This window comes from Daejeonella oryzae DSM 19973, from assembly GCF_000422945.1.
Lineage (GTDB): Bacteria > Bacteroidota > Bacteroidia > Sphingobacteriales > Sphingobacteriaceae > Daejeonella > Daejeonella oryzae.
Genome location: NZ_AUHA01000002.1, coordinates 428,325 through 447,187, shown reverse-complemented (window position 1 = coordinate 447,187; position 18,863 = coordinate 428,325). Strand labels below are relative to the sequence as shown.

At 36.7% G+C, this 18,863-nt stretch carries 18 protein-coding genes; 11 read left to right on the top strand and 7 right to left on the bottom strand.

What is annotated here, in order from left to right; genetic code table 11:
- Positions 1-13: 13 nt before the first annotated feature.
- From G521_RS0102255 to G521_RS0102225, 7 genes are all read left to right on the top strand, one after another.
- Entirely contained in the window at positions 14-361 is a 348-nt protein-coding gene (locus G521_RS0102255) for a cytochrome C oxidase subunit IV family protein (protein ID WP_026897068.1), read from the top strand.
- Positions 361-1,065 (top strand): SCO family protein, encoded by a 705-nt coding sequence (locus G521_RS0102250; RefSeq protein WP_026897067.1) that lies wholly within the window; start codon positions 361-363, stop codon positions 1,063-1,065. Before G521_RS0102255 ends, G521_RS0102250 begins: the two co-directional genes overlap by 1 nt.
- Positions 1,066-1,082: 17 nt before the next feature.
- Positions 1,083-1,622 (top strand): DUF420 domain-containing protein, encoded by a 540-nt coding sequence (locus tag G521_RS0102245; protein ID WP_026897066.1) that lies wholly within the window; start codon positions 1,083-1,085, stop codon positions 1,620-1,622.
- A gap of 91 nt (positions 1,623-1,713) precedes the next feature.
- Positions 1,714-1,989: a hypothetical protein gene (locus G521_RS0102240; protein ID WP_026897065.1), complete on the top strand. Its 276-nt coding sequence runs from the start codon at positions 1,714-1,716 to the stop codon at positions 1,987-1,989.
- Positions 1,990-2,068: 79 nt separating this feature from the next.
- Entirely contained in the window at positions 2,069-2,473 is a 405-nt protein-coding gene (locus G521_RS0102235) for a DUF983 domain-containing protein (RefSeq protein ID WP_026897064.1), read from the top strand.
- Entirely contained in the window at positions 2,451-3,113 is a 663-nt protein-coding gene (locus tag G521_RS0102230; protein ID WP_026897063.1) for a DUF2461 domain-containing protein, read from the top strand. Before G521_RS0102235 ends, G521_RS0102230 begins: the two co-directional genes overlap by 23 nt.
- Positions 3,114-3,129: 16 nt before the next feature.
- The gene (locus G521_RS0102225) at positions 3,130-3,969 is read left to right on the top strand and encodes an OmpA/MotB family protein (RefSeq protein ID WP_026897062.1); all 840 of its coding nucleotides are present in this window, start codon (positions 3,130-3,132) and stop codon (positions 3,967-3,969) included.
- An 81-nt stretch (positions 3,970-4,050) separates the two neighbouring features.
- Here the strand turns inward: G521_RS0102225 and rfbC are convergent, their stop codons facing one another.
- The 3 genes from rfbC to G521_RS0102210 are packed head-to-tail and all read right to left on the bottom strand — an operon-like array spanning position 4,051 to position 6,770.
- On the bottom strand, positions 4,051-4,605 hold the full coding sequence (rfbC, locus tag G521_RS0102220; RefSeq protein ID WP_026897061.1) for a dTDP-4-dehydrorhamnose 3,5-epimerase: 555 nt from the start codon (positions 4,603-4,605) through the stop codon (positions 4,051-4,053).
- Position 4,606: 1 nt separating this feature from the next.
- Positions 4,607-4,909 carry a DUF4286 family protein gene (locus tag G521_RS0102215; RefSeq protein WP_026897060.1) on the bottom strand — a complete coding sequence of 101 codons (303 nt, stop codon included), beginning with the start codon at positions 4,907-4,909 and terminating at the stop codon, positions 4,607-4,609.
- A gap of 52 nt (positions 4,910-4,961) precedes the next feature.
- Positions 4,962-6,770: a tetratricopeptide repeat protein gene (locus tag G521_RS0102210; protein ID WP_026897059.1), complete on the bottom strand. Its 1,809-nt coding sequence runs from the start codon at positions 6,768-6,770 to the stop codon at positions 4,962-4,964.
- 251 nt (positions 6,771-7,021) lie between these two features.
- Between G521_RS0102210 and G521_RS0102205 the strand changes: the two genes are divergently transcribed.
- The 4 genes from G521_RS0102205 to G521_RS16285 all read left to right on the top strand — a co-directional run bounded on the left by G521_RS0102205 (position 7,022) and on the right by G521_RS16285 (position 13,802).
- Positions 7,022-8,908: a S9 family peptidase gene (locus tag G521_RS0102205; protein ID WP_026897058.1), complete on the top strand. Its 1,887-nt coding sequence runs from the start codon at positions 7,022-7,024 to the stop codon at positions 8,906-8,908.
- 3 nt (positions 8,909-8,911) lie between these two features.
- Positions 8,912-10,594, top strand: a complete 1,683-nt coding sequence (locus G521_RS0102200) for a sensor histidine kinase (RefSeq protein ID WP_026897057.1) — start codon at positions 8,912-8,914, stop codon at positions 10,592-10,594.
- Between the two features lie 45 nt (positions 10,595-10,639).
- A complete protein-coding gene (locus tag G521_RS0102195) occupies positions 10,640-11,329 on the top strand; it encodes a response regulator transcription factor (protein ID WP_026897056.1) in 690 nt (229 codons plus the stop codon).
- A gap of 67 nt (positions 11,330-11,396) precedes the next feature.
- Entirely contained in the window at positions 11,397-13,802 is a 2,406-nt protein-coding gene (locus G521_RS16285) for a TIM-barrel domain-containing protein (RefSeq protein ID WP_051189388.1), read from the top strand.
- Between the two features lie 7 nt (positions 13,803-13,809).
- Here G521_RS16285 and G521_RS0102185 read toward each other — a convergent pair whose 3' ends face one another.
- The 4 genes from G521_RS0102185 to G521_RS0102170 form a co-directional block, all read right to left on the bottom strand.
- Positions 13,810-14,691 carry a UbiA family prenyltransferase gene (locus tag G521_RS0102185; RefSeq protein ID WP_026897055.1) on the bottom strand — a complete coding sequence of 294 codons (882 nt, stop codon included), beginning with the start codon at positions 14,689-14,691 and terminating at the stop codon, positions 13,810-13,812.
- A 90-nt stretch (positions 14,692-14,781) separates the two neighbouring features.
- Entirely contained in the window at positions 14,782-16,059 is a 1,278-nt protein-coding gene (locus G521_RS0102180; protein ID WP_026897054.1) for a metallophosphoesterase, read from the bottom strand.
- Between the two features lie 44 nt (positions 16,060-16,103).
- Complete coding sequence (locus G521_RS0102175) at positions 16,104-17,612, bottom strand: sigma 54-interacting transcriptional regulator (RefSeq protein WP_026897053.1); 1,509 nt, start codon at positions 17,610-17,612, stop codon at positions 16,104-16,106.
- A 44-nt stretch (positions 17,613-17,656) separates the two neighbouring features.
- A complete protein-coding gene (locus G521_RS0102170) occupies positions 17,657-18,757 on the bottom strand; it encodes a vWA domain-containing protein (protein ID WP_026897052.1) in 1,101 nt (366 codons plus the stop codon).
- Positions 18,758-18,863: the final 106 nt, after the last annotated feature.

The following is an 18,863-nucleotide window of genomic DNA, read 5'->3' as shown; positions in this document are numbered from 1 at the left end:
ATAAAGCAAAATAATGTCAGTAGAAAATATACATGATCAAGATGCACATGCCGGCGAGCATGAAGGCATGACCAAGAAAAAGATTTGGCAGGTTTTCTTTTACCTGTTGGGAATTACAGCTGTAGAATTCTTTATAGCATTGTACATGTTGCCTAAAGGTATTATAGGTCATGGGCTTGGAAATTTCGCCTATATTGTGCTTACCCTTGTTAAAGCTTTTTACATTGTTGCATATTTTATGCACCTGAAGTTTGAAAAATTAGCTTTAAAAACCGGTATTACCATCTCGTTAGTATTTATTATATACTTTATAATTCTGATGTTGACAGAAGGTTCCTACCTGAACGTTCACATGAATTAATGAACAAGTCAACTTCTCCTTTTAAAAAAATTATAATCCTGGTTATCCTTCTTGCGGTACCAGGATTATTGTATTATTTACTTCAGGAGAAAGGTAAAAACAGATATCATCCGCTGAGTGTTTTCGGCCCCAAGCAGGTTGCCTCCACCTTCCATACAAAACGTGGAAAACAGATTCCAGATACAATTTATCATACTATCCGAAATTTTCAGTTAACTGATCAGGAGGGACAGAGCTATTCGTTAAAAAGTGATAGCAGCAGTATAACAGTTGTTAATTTTTTCTTCTCAAGATGTCCTTCTTTTTGTAAGGATATGAATAAAGAAATGGCACGGGTTGCCGGTCAATTTGCAGGAAATTCACTAGTACGGTTTATGTCAATTACGGTAGATCCGGAGTTTGACACGCCCGAAGTATTAAAAAAATATTCTTCCGGTTATAATTTGCCTGGAGAAAAGTGGAAATTCCTTACAGGAAATCAGGATACTATTTTTCAAATAGCTAGGAAAGACTTTTTAGTTGATGCTTTAAAAGATACTTCCAGCGTAAATAATTTCATACATAGCCCGATGCTTATTCTTTTGGATCCTTCAAAACGCATCAGGGGATATTATGATTCAACAAATAAAGCTCAGGTAGATTTGTTGAGTGATGAAATCAAGGTTTTGATTACCGAAGAACTCCGCAAAGTTAAATATCCTTGAGGAATATATTTTAACCGATGAATGATAAATTAATTTTCAGACTAATAGTTGCTGTATCAATTGTTGTATTTGCGGTTGTACTGATTCTGCAAAGCAATATCCTCAATATTTTTCCCGATAAAGCGGCTATCCCCAACTGGGTTTTTTTTCTCCCTAAATTAAATGCTATTATTAACGGTACCTGCAGTATATTGCTTCTGATCTCTCTTTATTTTATAAAGAGGAAAAATATCAACGCTCACAAAAAAATCAATATTCTAACCTTCATTTTATCCTCTTTATTCCTGGTTTCTTATATCATATTTCACGCCACAGGTATAAAAACTTCTTATGGCGGAGAAGGGGCAATGAAAGTATTCTATTATTTCATTTTAATCACACATATCATATTGGCCGCAGCGGTTTTACCTCTGGTACTTTTCAGCTTTCAGAAAGGTTTGCAGATGCAGGTTGAAAAGCATCGCAAACTGGTTCGCTGGAGTTTTCCAATATGGTTATATGTAACCATAACCGGTGTTATTGTTTATGTTATGATCTCTCCTTATTATACTTTCTAATATCATCGGTCTTACGTTCTGCTTAATGTAAAATTCAAATTTTACTGATACAATTGTCCAATTTTTTAATGTGTTGACGTATATTTGGAATATGAAGACTATCAAAAAGTTATCTGTAATTTTCATCATATCTTTTTTGAGTTTAACCGCTGTTGATGTTTCTGCTCAATGCTCCATGTGTACATTAAATGCAGAAAATTCTGTAAAGAATGGCAACACGCAGGGAAAAGGTTTAAACGATGGTATTTTATATCTTTTGGCTGCACCTTACCTGGCTGTTGCCGGCATTGGATTTTTATGGTATAAAAAATATCGCCGTAAAAATGTGGCAATTAACATAAAGGACGAAAAGATAAATTTAAATTAAACCCACCCGGCGCCAAATTCTCCTCTTTGGAATTAATAGAGGTGAATCCTGTTTATTCTTTAATCTTCGTTTCTTCAATATGCTCACATCCAAAATCAACGCAGTTATTCATGCTAAATGTCCAAAATGTCATCGCGGCAAAATATTCTCGGGACCCATGTATGGAATTAAACTACAAAAGACCAATGAATTTTGTCCAAACTGCGGAATGCGCTTTGAGGTAGAACCCGGCTATTTTTATGCGGCCATGTATGTAAGCTATGCTTTTAATGTAGCACAAATGGTTATTTTGGGTATGCTCACCTATTATTTATCAGGTGAGATGGAAACTCCCTGGCTTTATATTGGTGTTATTCTGGCAGGTACACTACTTTTTTCGCCATTCAATTACAGATATTCACGAGTTATATTATTGCATTATTTAACTCCCAAAGTAAAATATAACTCCTACTACGATTCTGATGATTACCGAAGCCACGTTTAATTTTTTAAAGGAACTAAATCAGAATAATGAACGTGAATGGTTTCATGCACATAAAGAGGAGCATGATAAGGCCAGAAATAATGTTCTTGACTTTACCGGAGAAATTATAACCGAACTTTCGCTGATTGATCAATTGATTCCAGCCGATCTGGATCCAAAAGCCTGTGTGATGCGGATTTATCGGGATATACGTTTTAGTAAAGATAAAACGCCCTATAAAACAAACTTTGGCGCTGGCATTTCTCCCTACGGTAAAAATTTTAACGGCCCCGGATATTATCTGCACATTAATCCGGATGAATGTTTTGTGGCGGGTGGCTGTTGGCTTCCTGAGCCCGAACAGCTAAAACTCATCAGACAGGAGATTGATTACAATTCAGGAGAATTCAGAAAGATTATTGACAATACAGAATTCCAAAATTATTTTGGCTCTCTGGAAACAGAACACACCTTAAAAACAGTTCCAAAGGGTTACTCCGCAGACCATTCTGAAATTAATTATTTAAAGCTTAAAAGCTTTACGGTTAGTCATAAACTCACGGCTAAAGAACTTCAACAAAAAGATGCTGTGAAAAAAGTTATCATGGGTTTTGCAATAATGCATCCTTTTATAGTTTATTTGCGCAATGCATTATCATAACTAAACAAGAAATATAATGAAGAAACTAAACATTGCAATTTTACTAACAGTACTAATCGGTTCATTCAGTTCATGTATCGTTTTATCTCCTAAAAAGTACAATGCTTTATTAGCACAAAGAGACTCCCTTTCTTTAGGATGGGAAGCTGCTCAGCTTAAAATTGAAAGTCTTGAGGATGAAATTAAAAGACTTCAGGGTGATACCACCAGAATCAACGCCCGTATTGCTGAGTTACAGGAAAAATTACAAGGTCTGGATGCCAATTACGCATCTTTACGCTCAAATAGTTCTACTGAAATAAATAAGCTTTCAGATGATCTTAAAAAGCGTGAAGCTCGTTTAAATGAAGTGGAAGATATTTTGCGTAAACGCGATGAAGCTACCAATGCACTTAAGAATAAATTACAGAAAGCCTTGCTGGGTTTCCAGCAAAGCGGATTGTCAGTTGACATTCGTGACGGAAAAGTATATGTTTCACTAACGGATAAGTTATTATTCGGTACCGGAAGTATTATTATTGATGAGAAAGGCAAGCAGGCATTACAGGAACTGGCTACAGTTTTAAAAACTCAGCCAGAAATTAATATTTCTGTTGAGGGCCATACAGATAATCAACGCGTTTTAAATCTGGGTCAGATAAAGGATAACTGGGATTTAAGTGTGTTAAGAGCAACCTCTGTTGTTCGTTATTTAACAGATGTTGAAAAAGTGGAGAATAACAGAATTACCGCTACCGGAAAAGGAGAGCATCAGCCTATTGCAGCAGGTTCTACACCTGAAATCCGAAGCCGTAACCGTCGTATAGAAATTGTATTATCTCCGAAATTAGATGAATTATATAATCTTATAAAGTAAAGTCATTCGGGATAACCTTTTAATAATAAAGGCGATGAATATTTTATTCATCGCCTTTATTATTTTATCGGCTGGAAACTTTTATAAGTTAAAAGGGCTCTCAAAATCTTTAAAGGTGGGCAGAGTTTTATCTTTTTCAGACAAAATAACCTGATCCGGATTAATTTGCCAATCAATATTTAGGGTTGGGTCGTTCCAGATGACACCAATTTCTGATTCTTTATTATAAAGGTTGGTTACCTTATAGCTGAAAATTGTATTCTCTTCAAGCGTTACAAAGCCATGTAGAAATCCGGGAGGCACCCAAAATAAACGATGATTTTCTCCGCTCAATTCAACGCTTAGGTGTTTGCCGAAAGTAGCAGAATTTGTACGGGCATCAACAATAACATCTAAAGCTTTTCCCTGTATAACCCTGACTAATTTTCCCTGCGCAAACGGGGGAGCCTGGGCATGCAAACCACGTAAGGTACCCGGTTGCGAAAGAGACTGATTATCCTGAACAAAATCTACATCAATACCCGCATCTTTAAATAATTTTTTGCTGAAGCTTTCATAAAAATAACCCCGGTCATCCTTCCATATTTTTGGTTCTATAATTAAGGCATCTTTAAGCTCGGTTTCTATAAATTTCATACTAATCAACAAATTCCATTAGAGAGCGGTAAATAACAAACTTATTGGCGAACTTTTGAGGAAAAGAAGCCTGAATTTCCGGAGCATATTTGGATTTGTATTCCTCATATTTTTCGCGGTTTTCAGCAGTATACTGCATGCAATAGGTTACACCTTCATTAGGTGAATCAATAACTTTAAGTATTCTGTGAGATACAAAACAGGAAGTTGCCATCATGTCGGCTATATGCTGATCTTGCATCCATGTTAACCACTCATGTTGGATTTCTTCATCCAGGATGGTCGTTACGTTGTATAATATCATGATACAAAGATAGTTTTTTAAACATCTTTGGTAGAATGTAAAGAAAGATCAGTTACGATCCAGCCGAATCCCCACGCAGATTTCTAAAGCGTTTTCGGGCCTCGATTACAAATAAGCTCCCCGGGTAATCGCTAATAATTTTTTGATACAGGATTTTTGCTTTCTCCGGCTGATTTAATTTATTTTCATTCAGATCGGCAAGCATAAAAATTGCATCATCTGCCCAAAGATCAAAGGAGAAATTATCATATATTTTTTGAAGCTCAGCAACAGCCGGTTTAAATTCATTTTTGGTAATGTGTATTTTGGCTTTCGACATTAAAATATCGTCAGTTAAGGAGTTGCCCGGAAATTTACTTTCAATGCTGTCAAGTATGAGTAGTGCAGGATCAGATTGGTTTTTAAAAATCAGCAGGTCAGCTTGTGCGTACATTTTTAACGCATTGGTATCTGCTTCATTTTGCAAATTATCTGTAATAAGCAATCTTAAATTTAAAGCATCATTTGCAAATAGTTGCGAAGTGGATGCTTTTAAAACATCAAGCTGGGCTTTTGCCCACAAAAAATCGCCTTGAAAATAGGATAGTCGGGCGTTTTTAAATTTAGCTTCCTGGCCTGATGGCTCATTAGCAAACTGCTTTTCAACTTGCCCGTAAATAAGAGCTGCATCCCACACCTCTCCGGATAATATAAATATATCCCCCAGTTCAAGTTTAGCTTTAGCAATAACCAGAGAGTTCAATGCCGGTAAATCCAGCAGATTTTCTAATTCTGTAATTGCAGCCTGTGGTTTTTTAAGATAATAAGCCTGCAAAGATGCAAGCTGCCTGATAGCAAAAGAGGTTCCTGAATTACGCCCGAATTTATCCAGTAAATATTCATAATCTTTTTCCAGATTAAGCAGCTCTTCCTGGCTGAATTTGCCTGTTGTGAGCATTTTGGTTTTTAAATTTAACAGATCTATTTTAGACGGCAGGTAATACCGGCTTTCTTCACCTTTTTGAGCCAGATATTCCAAAGCTTCAATAGCCTGTTCATAAGCCATATTGCCCGTTAAAATTCGCGATAATTCAAATACCCTTTCTCCGTCTTCTTTCAATCGCCGGTCTAATGCGAGAGATTGTTTAACGGCCATGCTAAACTCCTTCTGCTGAATATACACCCAAACTAAAAACTCGGTATAAGAAACATTTTGTGGATCTTTTTGAATACGCCGCAGCAGAGATGTTTTTAAGATTTCATAATCCGATGGCTCCTCAAGTAAATTTGCGAGTGAATTTTGAGCCTGCGTTAAAATTTCTGGAGTACTCTCAAGCATGGTGATATATTCATTCATGAGCATCAGCTTATCCTTTCGATATCGATATAAACTGATAAGGTCAAAGCCGAATGATTTTTCATCATTCAATAATTTTCGGCCCGCCAGAAAGGTTTTAATTGAAAGATCATACGCTTCTGCCCTGTAAAAATTTGTAGCCAGATCTCGAATAGCAAATTCATTTTTAGGGAGATTTTTTATCAGGCTATTAAACAAATATTCAGCATTCTCTTTTTCACCTTTTTCCAGAGAAATTCTTCCTAAGTCAACAGGGTACGTATAATTTTGAGGATTTAATTTCTGGAGTTTACGTGTGAGCTGTTCAGCGGCATCGTATTTTTTAAGTCTCAGTAAACATGTAAAATAAGGGTCATAATAATTGGAGTTTCTGCTCTTTTTATACAGATCCTCGTATATAACTACAGCTTTATCATATTCTCCATTTTGAAAATAGTGAGCGGCTAAGGCTTCAGAGTTACTTTGCTGAGCAGCAGATAGATTTGATATTAAAAAGAAGAGTATAAAAATCAGTAGATTCCTCATTTGAAAACCTTTATTGGTCATTTACAATGAATTTGTGGAATGTTTAAAATTACCTATTTCGCTGATTTTTAAGACTCATCAACCGTGTATTTTAAATGTTACGCACTAATAACATTGATCTGTTTTTCAATTTAGTAATTTAACAAGATTTACTTTCGTTATTTAGGAAGCTTTTTTTAACTATTGAAAGTAATTACTGGAAATTTTAATTAGTTATTTTTTCTGATGCGTATAAATTTGATAAATTGTTGATGCTGAAACTCGCCAGGTATTTTTTGATATTAAGTACAATAATTTTTTCAGCTTGCAAGCAGGAGGAAAAGGTTAAACAGGTTGCCCTGCAGGATTTTTTTAAAAATCCCGAAAAAACAGCTTTTTCAATTTCACCGGATGGTAAATATATTTCATATTTAAAGCCTTTTCACAACCGGCTCAATATTTTTGTACAAACTATTGATGGCAAAGATGTAACACAGCTCACGGCAGATACTGTTCGTAATATTGCTTATTACTTCTGGGCCGATAATAATGAAATCCTCTATCTTAAAAATTACGATGCAGATGAAGATCCGGCTTTGTATGCGGTGGAGCGAAATGGCAAAAATACCCGTAATTTGATATCTTATAAAAAAACCAGAATTAGCCTTATCAGTTATGAAAGAGCAATTAATAATGAAATTTTAATTGCTTTAAATACCAGAGATTCTACGGTTTTCGATCCTTACCGGCTAAACATAAAAAATGCAAAGCTTACTTTGCTTGTAAAAAATCCCGGGAATATAACTAATTGGTATGCAGATTCTAAAGGGAAACTGCGCATGGCCGTCGCCAGTGATGGCGTAGATGAAACTTTGCTGTATCGGGAATCTGAGAAAGAAGAATTTAAGAAGGTGCTTAAAAATAATTTTAAAACTACAATAGCTCCTCTGGGATTCAGTAAAAACTCATCCATTTTCGCACTTTCAAATCAAAATACAGATCGGATGACACTGGTAGAATTTGACTGTAAGACCGGAAGAGAAGTACGTGTAATTTATTCTCATCCGGAGGTAGATGTTACTGACGGTGTTATTTCTAAATTGAAAAATAAACTGGAATATGCCGGGTATGAAACCTGGAAGAAGCAACGTTATTATTTGGATGCAGATATAAAAGAGATGTACCAGCTAATTGAACAGCAGTTACCAAATACTGAAATCAGAATTACCGACCGGGATTCTTCTGAAAATAATTTTATTGTGCGCACCTATACAGACCGTAATCCGGGAACATATTACTTATACACTAAAGCAGCTAATAAGCTTACAAAATTAAGTGATGTAAATTCCTCTTTAAAAAAGGAACTGTTATGTGAAATGAAACCTATAAGTTTTAAAACCCGCGACGGAATAATCATTAACGGATATTTAACACTCCCTAATACGAAGGAAGTATCAAATTTACCGTTCGTAGTAATTCCTCATGGAGGTCCATCATCACGAAATTCATGGGGATACAATGCCGAAGTTCAATTTTTAGCCAACCGGGGATACGGTGTTCTTCAGCTTAATTACCGCGGTTCAACCGGTTATGGCAAAGCCTTCTGGATTGCAGGTTTTAAACAGTGGGGCGGCAAAATACAGGAAGATATTACAGATGGAACCAAATGGTTAATCAGGTCAAAAATTGCAGATCCACAGCGGATTGCTATTTATGGCGGAAGCTTTGGCGGATTTTCGGCTCTTCACGGTTTGTGCTTTAATTCTAACTTGTACGCCTGCGGAGCTTCCTATTCGGGTTTGATCAATCTATTTACTTATTTAAAAGGAATTCCGCCCTTTTATAAGCCTTATCAAAAAATGTATTTTGAAATGGTGGGTAATCCGGAAAAGGATGGAGATTATTTCAGAAACAGTTCTCCGATTTTTCATACCGATAAAATTAAAGTTCCGGTATTAATTGCCCAGGGTTCAAAAGATCCGCGTGTAAATGTGAACGAAACCAACCAGTTTGTTAAAGAATTAAAAAAGAAGCAGATCCCTGTTACCTACATTTTAAAAGAAGAAGAAGGGCATTTTTTTAATAAACAGGAAAATAAAATTGAATTTTATAAAGAGCTGGAAGCGTTTCTGGGTAGAAACTTAAAAAAAAGTAATTAGAAAATGGACGAGCGAAAACAGCTTTACCGCAAGAACTTTTCTTTAGTAGTTACTTTTCTGATACTTATTTCTGTTTCATTAATTGTAGCCATGTTGCTGGCTTATAATCTGACCAGAAAAAATGTAGAAAATGAATTCATTTCTCAAAAAATTAATGTATTAGAGGAAGTGGCAAACCCCTACAATGATTTTTTTCAGAATAAAATTCCCGAAATATCTTTTTACCAGGGATTTTTAGATTCAGCGTCGGCAAGAAAATATTCTGATACTGTATTTTTAAAATTTCCCTTTGTAGAACGAATTGTTTTTTACGATGCCGGAATTAGCAACCATAAAATTGCCGACGGTTTACGGGTCAATAATTTCTCTTTGGGACCAAAAGCAGTGTACCAGTTTGGTAAGAAAGTATCGGCAGATTCTATCCTCCTGTTTAAAAATATTTTACCTAATACGTTATCGCTTAAAACTTCAGATGAATTTAATAAAATGGCTATGAAATTTGCCGGATTTATTGAATCTGCAGATACAAGTCAGGCGCTAAACGATAATGACCGGTACAATATTTTTTACAGCGTAACCGCCAGAAAAATCACGTATATGAGTATTCCCCGTAGGGAAGATTTACGGGTTTTTAAAGATCTGATGTTTAAGGAGCAACCACCTTCGCTGGTATATGAACAAGATCTGATGACTTTTCATCTAAATCCTTACAGTTTCATAATTAAAAACACGCATCCTGAATTATATCAGCATATAATCATTAAACCACTGGTTTATGAGTCATTGGAAAACAATCCTGAACTGATTAGTACAGATATTCCCCTGCCTGGTGCTTTTTCAGATTACAAATTATATCTCAGTTCTTCTAAGAGTTATTTAACCCGGGAAATAAATTTCAGATTTTTACCTATTGCACTAAGCCTGCTGGTAATTTATGGAGTACTGGTTTTTATAGCCTATCTTATTTTTCGTAACCTCAACATTAACAGTAAATTGTTTAAGCTTCAATATGATTTTATCAATAACCTTACGCACGAATTTAAGACTCCAGTAAGCGTAATTAAGATCGCCGGTAATAATATTCGAAGTGCCTCACAGCTTTCTGACAGAGAACGTAATCATTATGGCAAAATTCTTGATGAAGAAGCAGATAAGTTAAATGATATGATGAACAGGCTTCTATCATTTACACAAATTGAAAATAAAGCAATAAAAATTAAAGAGGAAGTAATAAATCTTGAAGTTTTTTGTCAAAACCTTATAGATGCTTATCAGTTGAAATATCCGCATTTTAATATCACCTGTTCTATACAGGGAGTTGATCATTTTAAAGCGGATCCGGTTCTGCTGGGAAGTCTTTTTCAAAATTTGATTGATAACGCTTATAAATATTCATTAACTGATAAAAAGGAACTACACATACTGATAAAAAAAGCTAATAAAAATTTAGTTTTCAGATTTACTGATCAGGGAATCGGAATTCCTAAAAAAGAATTAGAGAATATTTTTAAGAAATTTTATAGAATACAAAGCCAGTATAACCAGCAGGGAAGTGTAGGACTGGGATTGGCATTCTGTAAGGAACTGGTCAATTTTATGCACGGCTCGATTGCTGTTAAAAGCCGGGAAGGAAAAGGATCTGAATTTAAAATTGCCTTGCCTTTTGAAGAATTGCCGGTAGCATAAACAAAAGAATAATATTGTGAAACTGATAAATAGTTAAATATAATTATGCAGAAAGATATAAAAGTTGCGGTTGTTGAAGATGATGAGAATCTTCGTTTCCTGGTAAGCCATAGATTACAGTCAGAAGGGTATACCGTTTTTGAAGCTGCCGATGGTTTAGAGGCTGAAGAAGTAATCATGACTGAAAGGCCAGATATCGTTTTGCTTGATTGGATGCTTCCTAAAAAACAAGGTTCTGAAGTTTGCCAGTCTGTTCGTGAAAAAGGCTTTGATAACCTCATTATCATGATGACAGCAAAAGCACAGGATGTAGACAAAATTGATGCATACAGTTTTGGCATTTCTGATTATGTTACCAAACCGTTTAATATGGATGTGCTGATTGCTTTAATTGATAACAAAGTGAAGTTTGCCATCAATAGCGAAAAAACGGAAGCACATAAGTTTGGTGACATGGAACATTTTCCCAATACCCATTCTTTGGTGAAGGATGGCAAAAAAGTGGAGCTGACTATTTTAGAAAACCGCATACTTCTCTATTTTCTTAAAAATGAAAATAAGATTATCAATCGCGATGAGCTGATGATGGTAGTTTGGGGTTATAACTCCGATGTTAATACCCGCACATTGGATATGCATATTGTTCGTCTTCGTAAGAAAATTGAAGATAATCCGGACAAGCCACATTATCTGCAAACCATTCGGGGAGTCGGATATAAATTTTTGACCGAATAAAATATAAATAATTAGCCTCTGGCATATAATTCCTGAGTTTTAACTTCCTTTTTTGTAGTTTGGGAGCATGAAATTCAGGATTTTTTTTGCGCTGTTCTTAGCAGCCACCTCCTCAGCCTTTTGCCAGTCTAAAACTTACTTCACAGGATATAAAAATTTTAGTTTTGATGGACAGGATCTAAAGGTTAATACGGAAACGGGCCAAATCCGTATTTCAGCTTATGATCAAAATGTTTTACGGGTTACATATTTAGATGCCTTAAATGAATTTTCGGATTCTTCATATGTACTGGTTTCAAAACCACAGTCTGGTATTGCAAAGGTTAGCGAAACTCCGGAATCAATTATTCTCAAAACCGATTCGCTGGAATTAACATTATCAAAAAATAATCTTCAGCTTCTGTTTAATCAAGCTGGAAAAACACTTACCAGAAATCTTAATTATTACTGCAATTCCGAAAATATCCACGGACTGGCATTTCAGTTAGATGATAAAGAAAGTTTATCCGGAACGGGTTCAAGGGCGATTCCGGTAAACCGACGCGGATATTTGTTAGAAAATTATCATCAGCCACATTATGGATATTCATATGGTGAACAAAATCTGAATGTTTCGGTACCGCTTATTATTTCATCCAAAGGATATGCAATCTATTTCGAAAATCAGGGAGCCGGATTATTTGATCTGGGAAAAAGCAAAAGCGATGAGCTGAGTTATTCAACCCAAAGCGGAAATGTCTCATATTTTGTAATAGCCGGAAATAATGATCAGATATTAAATTCATATACTTCCCTTAGTGGAAAACAACCCCTGCCGCCCCGATGGGCGCTCGGCTTCATTCAGTCCAGATTTGGGTATAAATCTGCGGCAGAAACCATAGAAACCGCACGTAAAACTATTGCTGCCGGTTATCCATTAGACGCCGTAGTTCTTGATCTCTTTTGGTATGGCGATGTGAAAACAATGGGAAATCACGACTGGCGTCGCGATTCATTTCCGCAGCCGGAAAAAATGCTGGCTGAATTAAATAGTATGGGTTTAAAAACCATCCCTATTACCCAAACTTATGTAACTAAGCTTTCAGACAACTTTAACGAAGTTAGCAGCAAAAGTTTATTGGCTAAAGATGCTGATGGCAAAGATTACATAATTGGTAATTTCTGGGCCGGTGCTTCGGGCTTAATTGATATTTTTAAACCGAAGTCGCAGCAGTATTTGTGGAATTTTTACCGTCAGCGTATTAATGAAGGAGTTGCCGGTTGGTGGTGTGATTTGGGTGAACCTGAAAAGCATCCCGATAGTATCAGACATATTAATGGAACAGCAAGAAGCGTACACAGCGTCTATCCATTGATCTGGTCAAAAACAATTTTTGACGGTTATAAAAAGGATTTTCCTCAGCAACGGGTTTTTAATTTGGCCAGATCCGGCGGAGCCGGAATGCAACGATATTCTACTTTTCCCTGGAGCGGAGATGTTTCCCGGTCATGGGGCGGATATAAAGCTCAGATCCCTATTATGCTGGGTATGAGCATGAGCGGCATAGCTTACATGCATTCTGATGCCGGAGGTTTTGCACTTGGAGAAAAAGATGCAGAACTCTACATCCGGTGGATGCAGTTTGCCGCTTTTACACCAATTTTCAGGGCGCATGCAGATCCTGCTGTAGCCGCACCCGAGCCCGTTTTTTGGGATGCAGAAACGCAAAAAGTTATTAAGTCCTATGTAAAGCTCAGGTATAGATACCTGCCGTATAATTATTCATTATCCTATAAAAACACAGTTTCCGGCAGGCCTATGGCAATGCCTGTTAATTATTTTGATACTTCAAACTCTGATTTGGCAAGTGTAAATGATGCGTATTTATGGGGAGAAGATCTGCTAATTACCCCCATAATTGAAAAAGGCAAAACGGAGCGTAAAGTTATTTTTCCTTCAGGGGATTGGGTACATATGACAAGCAATCAGATTTATAAAGACTCTGCAATTATTAAAGCTGATTTAGAAGATATTCCGGTTTTTGCAAAATCAGGAAGCTTTATTCCGATGGGGACCGATATTAAGAATACTGAAAAATATGCTGGCGATACATTGATGGTTAAATATTTCCTTAACCGGGAAAAAAGTGCCCGGTTTGTTTTATATGATGATAACGGGAAGGATCCGAAAGCCATTGAAAAGGCGGAATACGAATTGTTAAGCTTTACCGGAAATTCTCAAAATAAAGCTCAGCATACACTTGTAATTGCCAGTTCAAAACCCGGCAAGCTTAGAAATATTTATATCGAAATTCCCAATTTTACTAAACCGGAAAGGCTAAGTTCTAACGGGAGCAGAATAAAATATAAAAAACCGGGAAAGATGTATAGAACCGGCAATACAGCATGGTTTAATAGTGCCACCAGCACCTTAACAATTCACATTCAAAATAGAGGAATTAAGCAGGAAATTGTGCTTAAGGAAAATAATTAATAATAGGCTAAACAGGTATCCAGCTAAAAATCATCAGCATTAAAAACTGAACAATCATCGTTCCGTCCAGGTACAAAAAATAATAGTATTCATTCTTTTTAAAATTGGAACGAAAAATCAGCCAGCCGGATAACAAAATGGTAGCTGTTAAGGCAAAGAAACTGGAATCGAAATTTTTTGTAAACAGGAAAAGCAATACGAGGTAAGCCAACAATAAGGCCTGGCAAACTATATATGCTCTTTTTTCACCAATTAGTACAGGGATGGTTTTTAACGCACTGCTTCTATCCTGGAACAGGTCTCTTATATCAAAAGGAACAGTTATGGCAGCAATGAACAAAAAGCGTTTTGCGATTAGCAGAATTGTATCCCGGGTAGAAATTGACAATAAGTGCTGACCTTCAATTTCTAGTATAGGTAATAGAACCACGCTTAACGACCATACAAGCGAAATCAGGAATAATTTTACGCCGGGGATATTTCTTAATCCAAATTTTTTATCGTGAAAACTGAAAATTGGTAAACTATATCCCACCGATATTATGCCTAAAAAAACCAGCAGAATCTGACTGGTTAATGAAAGGAAAAACAAAAGAGGAATGCATGATAATACCGCGATCATGGTCAGCGTGATCATGAGCCGGTAATGTGAAAATATCCAGTGTACCCGCCGGAAAGGAGACTTTAATGGTTCTTTGGGTTTAGAAAGCAGAATGCTGAAATTATACTGGGCCAATGTTGCACAAAACAAGAGTGCGAGCACGTGTTTTTCCGGCTCAATATTTAATAACTGATAGGTGACTAATCCCTGAGCCACTGCACACAAGGCAATAAATAAGTTGCTGAACAATAAAAAATCGAGAGATTCCCTGAAATATTTATTCATCATTTTATGCTGCCGTCGGATAGCTGATTTAAGGACGACATAAGTGCTGCTTAAATTAAACTTTCTCTATCGTGTTTCCCTGACCTTATTTGGTCAGGTTACATTTGCCGGATTAGTTCCGCTGCGCAATTCAAATATCGTGATTTCCGGGAGAATACCAACTCTGCCCGGATATCCCAGAAATCCATATCCAACATTTACATAAAGCTGCTGATTTTGCTCCTGATACAAGCCCGCCCATTCTGAATATATATACTGAACAGGACTCCATTGAAATTTTTCTGCAACTACGCCAAACTGCATTCCATGTGTGTGCCCGCTAAACATGGCATCAATTTGCGGATACTCTGGTAAAACCTGTGCCCTCCAGTGAGAAGGATCATGAGATAATAAAAGCTTCAGGGGTGACTGATCTGTACCTTTCACTGCTTCTGCCATATTGCCGTATTTGGCAAATCGTCCGGCCCCCCAATTTTCAATTCCTATGATGGCAATCTCTTCGCTACCGATTTTAATTTTTCTGTTTTCGTTTAACAGGAGATCCCAGCCCATGTTTTTATGGGTTGCTTTAACATCAGCAAGATTTTTAGCCTTTGCTGCAGAGGGTTCTTTCCCGAAATGATAATCACCGTAATCATGATTTCCTAAAACAGAAAACACACCAAGCGGCGCATTTAATTTAGAAAAGATGTCCTGGTAATCCCTCATTTCTGAAGCGATATTATTCACCAGGTCACCTGTAAAAAATATAAGATCAGGTTTTTGTGACTGTAACAACTCCACACCTCCCAGAACTGCTTTACGATCGTAAAAACTTCCTGAGTGGACATCCGAGATTTGAGCTAAAGTTATTCCGTCAAATGATTTGGGTAAATTAGGAAGATATAATGCTTGCCTTTTTATACGGTAGTCATAAGCACCAGATGCCATTCCATACGTTAGTGAAGCCAGAGGAACCGCAGCCACAATCATTCCTGCTTTCAGCAAAAATTCTGAACGGGGAATATTGGAGCTATCCTCCGTTGCGAGAGTCTTAGGTTCTTTACTAAATCCTGATTTTCTTTTTAACCAGATGAAAAATCTGCGAATGTCATCTGTAAATAAAAATGGGAGATAAGCAAATTTAGTGACGACGGTAAGAAAAAAGGCCACCAGGATTACCGATCTGAATGCCAAGCGTATATTGAAAAATATCCCTGCAAAAACGCCCAAAACCAGAAGCAGGGTATATCCCCACCACAGAGAAGCGAAAAGTGTTTTTTGCTTCTCTGTGCGTTTGGGGTTTAATGATTTAATGGCTTTATAAATGTATAAATCCATCATCAGCAAAATAATACTGATGATGATTAATCCGATGATTCTGTTGGTCATTAATTTACGGTGTAATTGCCTCTAATATAAATAGTCTGGTGAAATTAATACCGGCCTTTATCATCGCCATAATCTTCGTCCTCATCATTAAATTCTGCGCTGAATAAGCTGTTAAACATATCCGTAAATGTAAATCCATTATTTAAAAATGACTTACTTAACTGAGAATATTCGGCCAGCCCATGCAGAAGAAATTCCATAAGTAATATTTTCTGGTTCTCACTAAGTGCAGGATGGAACTGTTTAATGATGGCCTTTAAACCCGGAACAGATTGAACGTTATCCTTATAATCAGTTGTAGACAAATCATCAAGAATACTGATGCTGTTGCCGGCCGCAAACCAATTCACAATTTCTGAATACGGATTTACACCTTTAGACTTTTTGAGTTTTTCAGGATCAGGGAAATAGGTGGACATTAATGTTTTTATAGCTTTTCCTACCAGGATGTTGGCTACTTTGGCAGGCCCCTCAAGCTCTCCCTCGTACACAAGTTCTATTTTTCCGGTAATGGCAGGAATCACTCCCAAAAAATCAGAAATCCTGACAAATGTTTGTGTTTCATTATTTAAAAGCATGCGGCGTTCGGCATTACTGATCAGGTTTTCGTAAGCCGATATAGTTAACCTGGCAGATACTCCAGATTTTTTATCAATATACTCTGAATTACGAGCCTCAAATGCAATTTGTTCAACCAGGTCTTTAACCAGGCCATCTGCTTCAACCGATTCTTTTTGAGCTTTGCTGATGCGGGCTTCCTGCTGTGTAATTTTTCTTGATATTTCTACAGTTTGTGGATAGTGAGTCAGAATCTGACTTTCAATACGGTCTTTTAGAGGCGTAACAATCGCTCCCCGATTGGTATAATCTTCCGGGTTGGCGGTGAACACAAACTGGATATCTAAAGGTAAACGCAATTTAAATCCTCGGATCTGTATATCTTTTTCCTGAAGAATATTAAATAAAGCTACCTGTATACGGGCCTGAAGATCCGGTAATTCGTTAATTACAAAAATACCACGGTGCGCCCTGGGAATTAATCCGAAATGAATTACACGTTCATCCGAATAGGTCAATTTCATAGTGGCCGCTTTGATGGGATCTACATCACCAATCAAATCAGCAACAGTAACATCCGGAGTGGCTAATTTTTCAGTATACCGGTCTGAACGGTGAAGCCATGATACGGGTGTGTCCTCGCCTTTAATTTCAAGTACATGATGACCAAACCAGGAAATTGGGTTTAGCGGATCCTCAAATAATTCTGAACCTTCAATATAGGGTACATATTCATCGAGTAAATTAATCATTAAGCGGGCAATCCGTGTTTTTGCCTGACCGCGTAATCCCAGTAATAGAATATTATGCTGTGACAGAATTGCTGTTTGCAGATCTGGAATAACGGTATCTTCATACCCGATAATTCCTTCAAAGCCGGCTTCTTTATTTTTAAGCTGAATAATCAGATTTTCACGAAGTTCTTCTTTAACCGAACGTGATTTATATCCAGAAGCCTTAAGTTCTGCTAATGTTTTTATAGATAGTTTATTCATTTTTTCTTTGGTGTTATTCAGCCGGTGTAAGACTCAATGTTTAATTACCTGACTGTTCGTCTTCGGTTTTTAATATAATCTTCAAAAATGTATTCGCCGAGGCCTTTTAATGAGCTGTAAAAAGCTTTGCCTGCATTGACTTCAGTAAATTGTTTAACAAATTGCTGTAAATACGGATCGCGGGCTATCATAAAAGTTGTAATTGGAATTCCAAGCCGCTTGCATTGGGCAGCCATATTCAACGTTTTGCTTACCACTTTCCGATCCAGGCCAATACTGTTTTTATAATATTTATTACCTTCTTTTAAACAAGTCGGCTTGCCGTCGGTAATCATAAATATCTGCTTGTTATGTGTTTTTCTGCGCCTCAAAATATCTACAGCAAGTTCTAAACCAGCATAGGTATTGGTATGATAAGGACCGACTTCCAGATACGGGAGATCTTTTAAAGTAATTGGCCATGCATCGTTTCCAAAAACAACAATATCAAGGGTATCTTTAGGATATTTCGTTCGAATTAACTCGGCGAGGGCCATCGCTACTTTTTTGGCCGGAGTAATACGGTCTTCGCCATATAATATCATAGAATGGGAAATGTCAATCATTAAAACCGTTGATGTAATGGTTTTATAATCCTTTTCCTCCACTTCTAAATCCCGTTCAGTCATGGTAAAATCACCGATACCATGATTGACCTGCGCATTATGTATAGACGCAGTCATATCAATCTGATCCAGGCTGTCGCCGAATTGAAATTCTCTTCTATCAGCATTCTTTTCTTCACCAATTCCCGAAATATTGGAATTATGATTTCCTTTACCTGATTTTTTGAGTTTGCCGAAAATTTCTTCTAATGCTGACTGACGAATGCTTTGTTCTGTTTTAGCCGTGATTTTAAAACCCCCTGAATTCTGGTCATCATCCCCCAGGTAGCCTTTCTTTTTTAAATCATCGATAAAATCTCCCATCCCGTATTCATCGGTTGTTAGATTATATTGCTTATCAAGTTCATTCATCCAGGCCAATGATTCATTAGCATCTCCGGCTGTATAGTTTAATAGTTCTAAAAATAATTTCAGTAACTCTTCAAATCCACCTTTTGGAAGTTCGTTTGGAATAAATTTCGAGAATTCATGTCCCCGCATAGTGTGCCTTTCAGGTTAATTAACGAGAATTCGAAGATAAAAGTTTGGAGTTCTACTAATGTTAGGATGATGTAAAAATTGGGTGATTTAAACGGTACATTAGAAT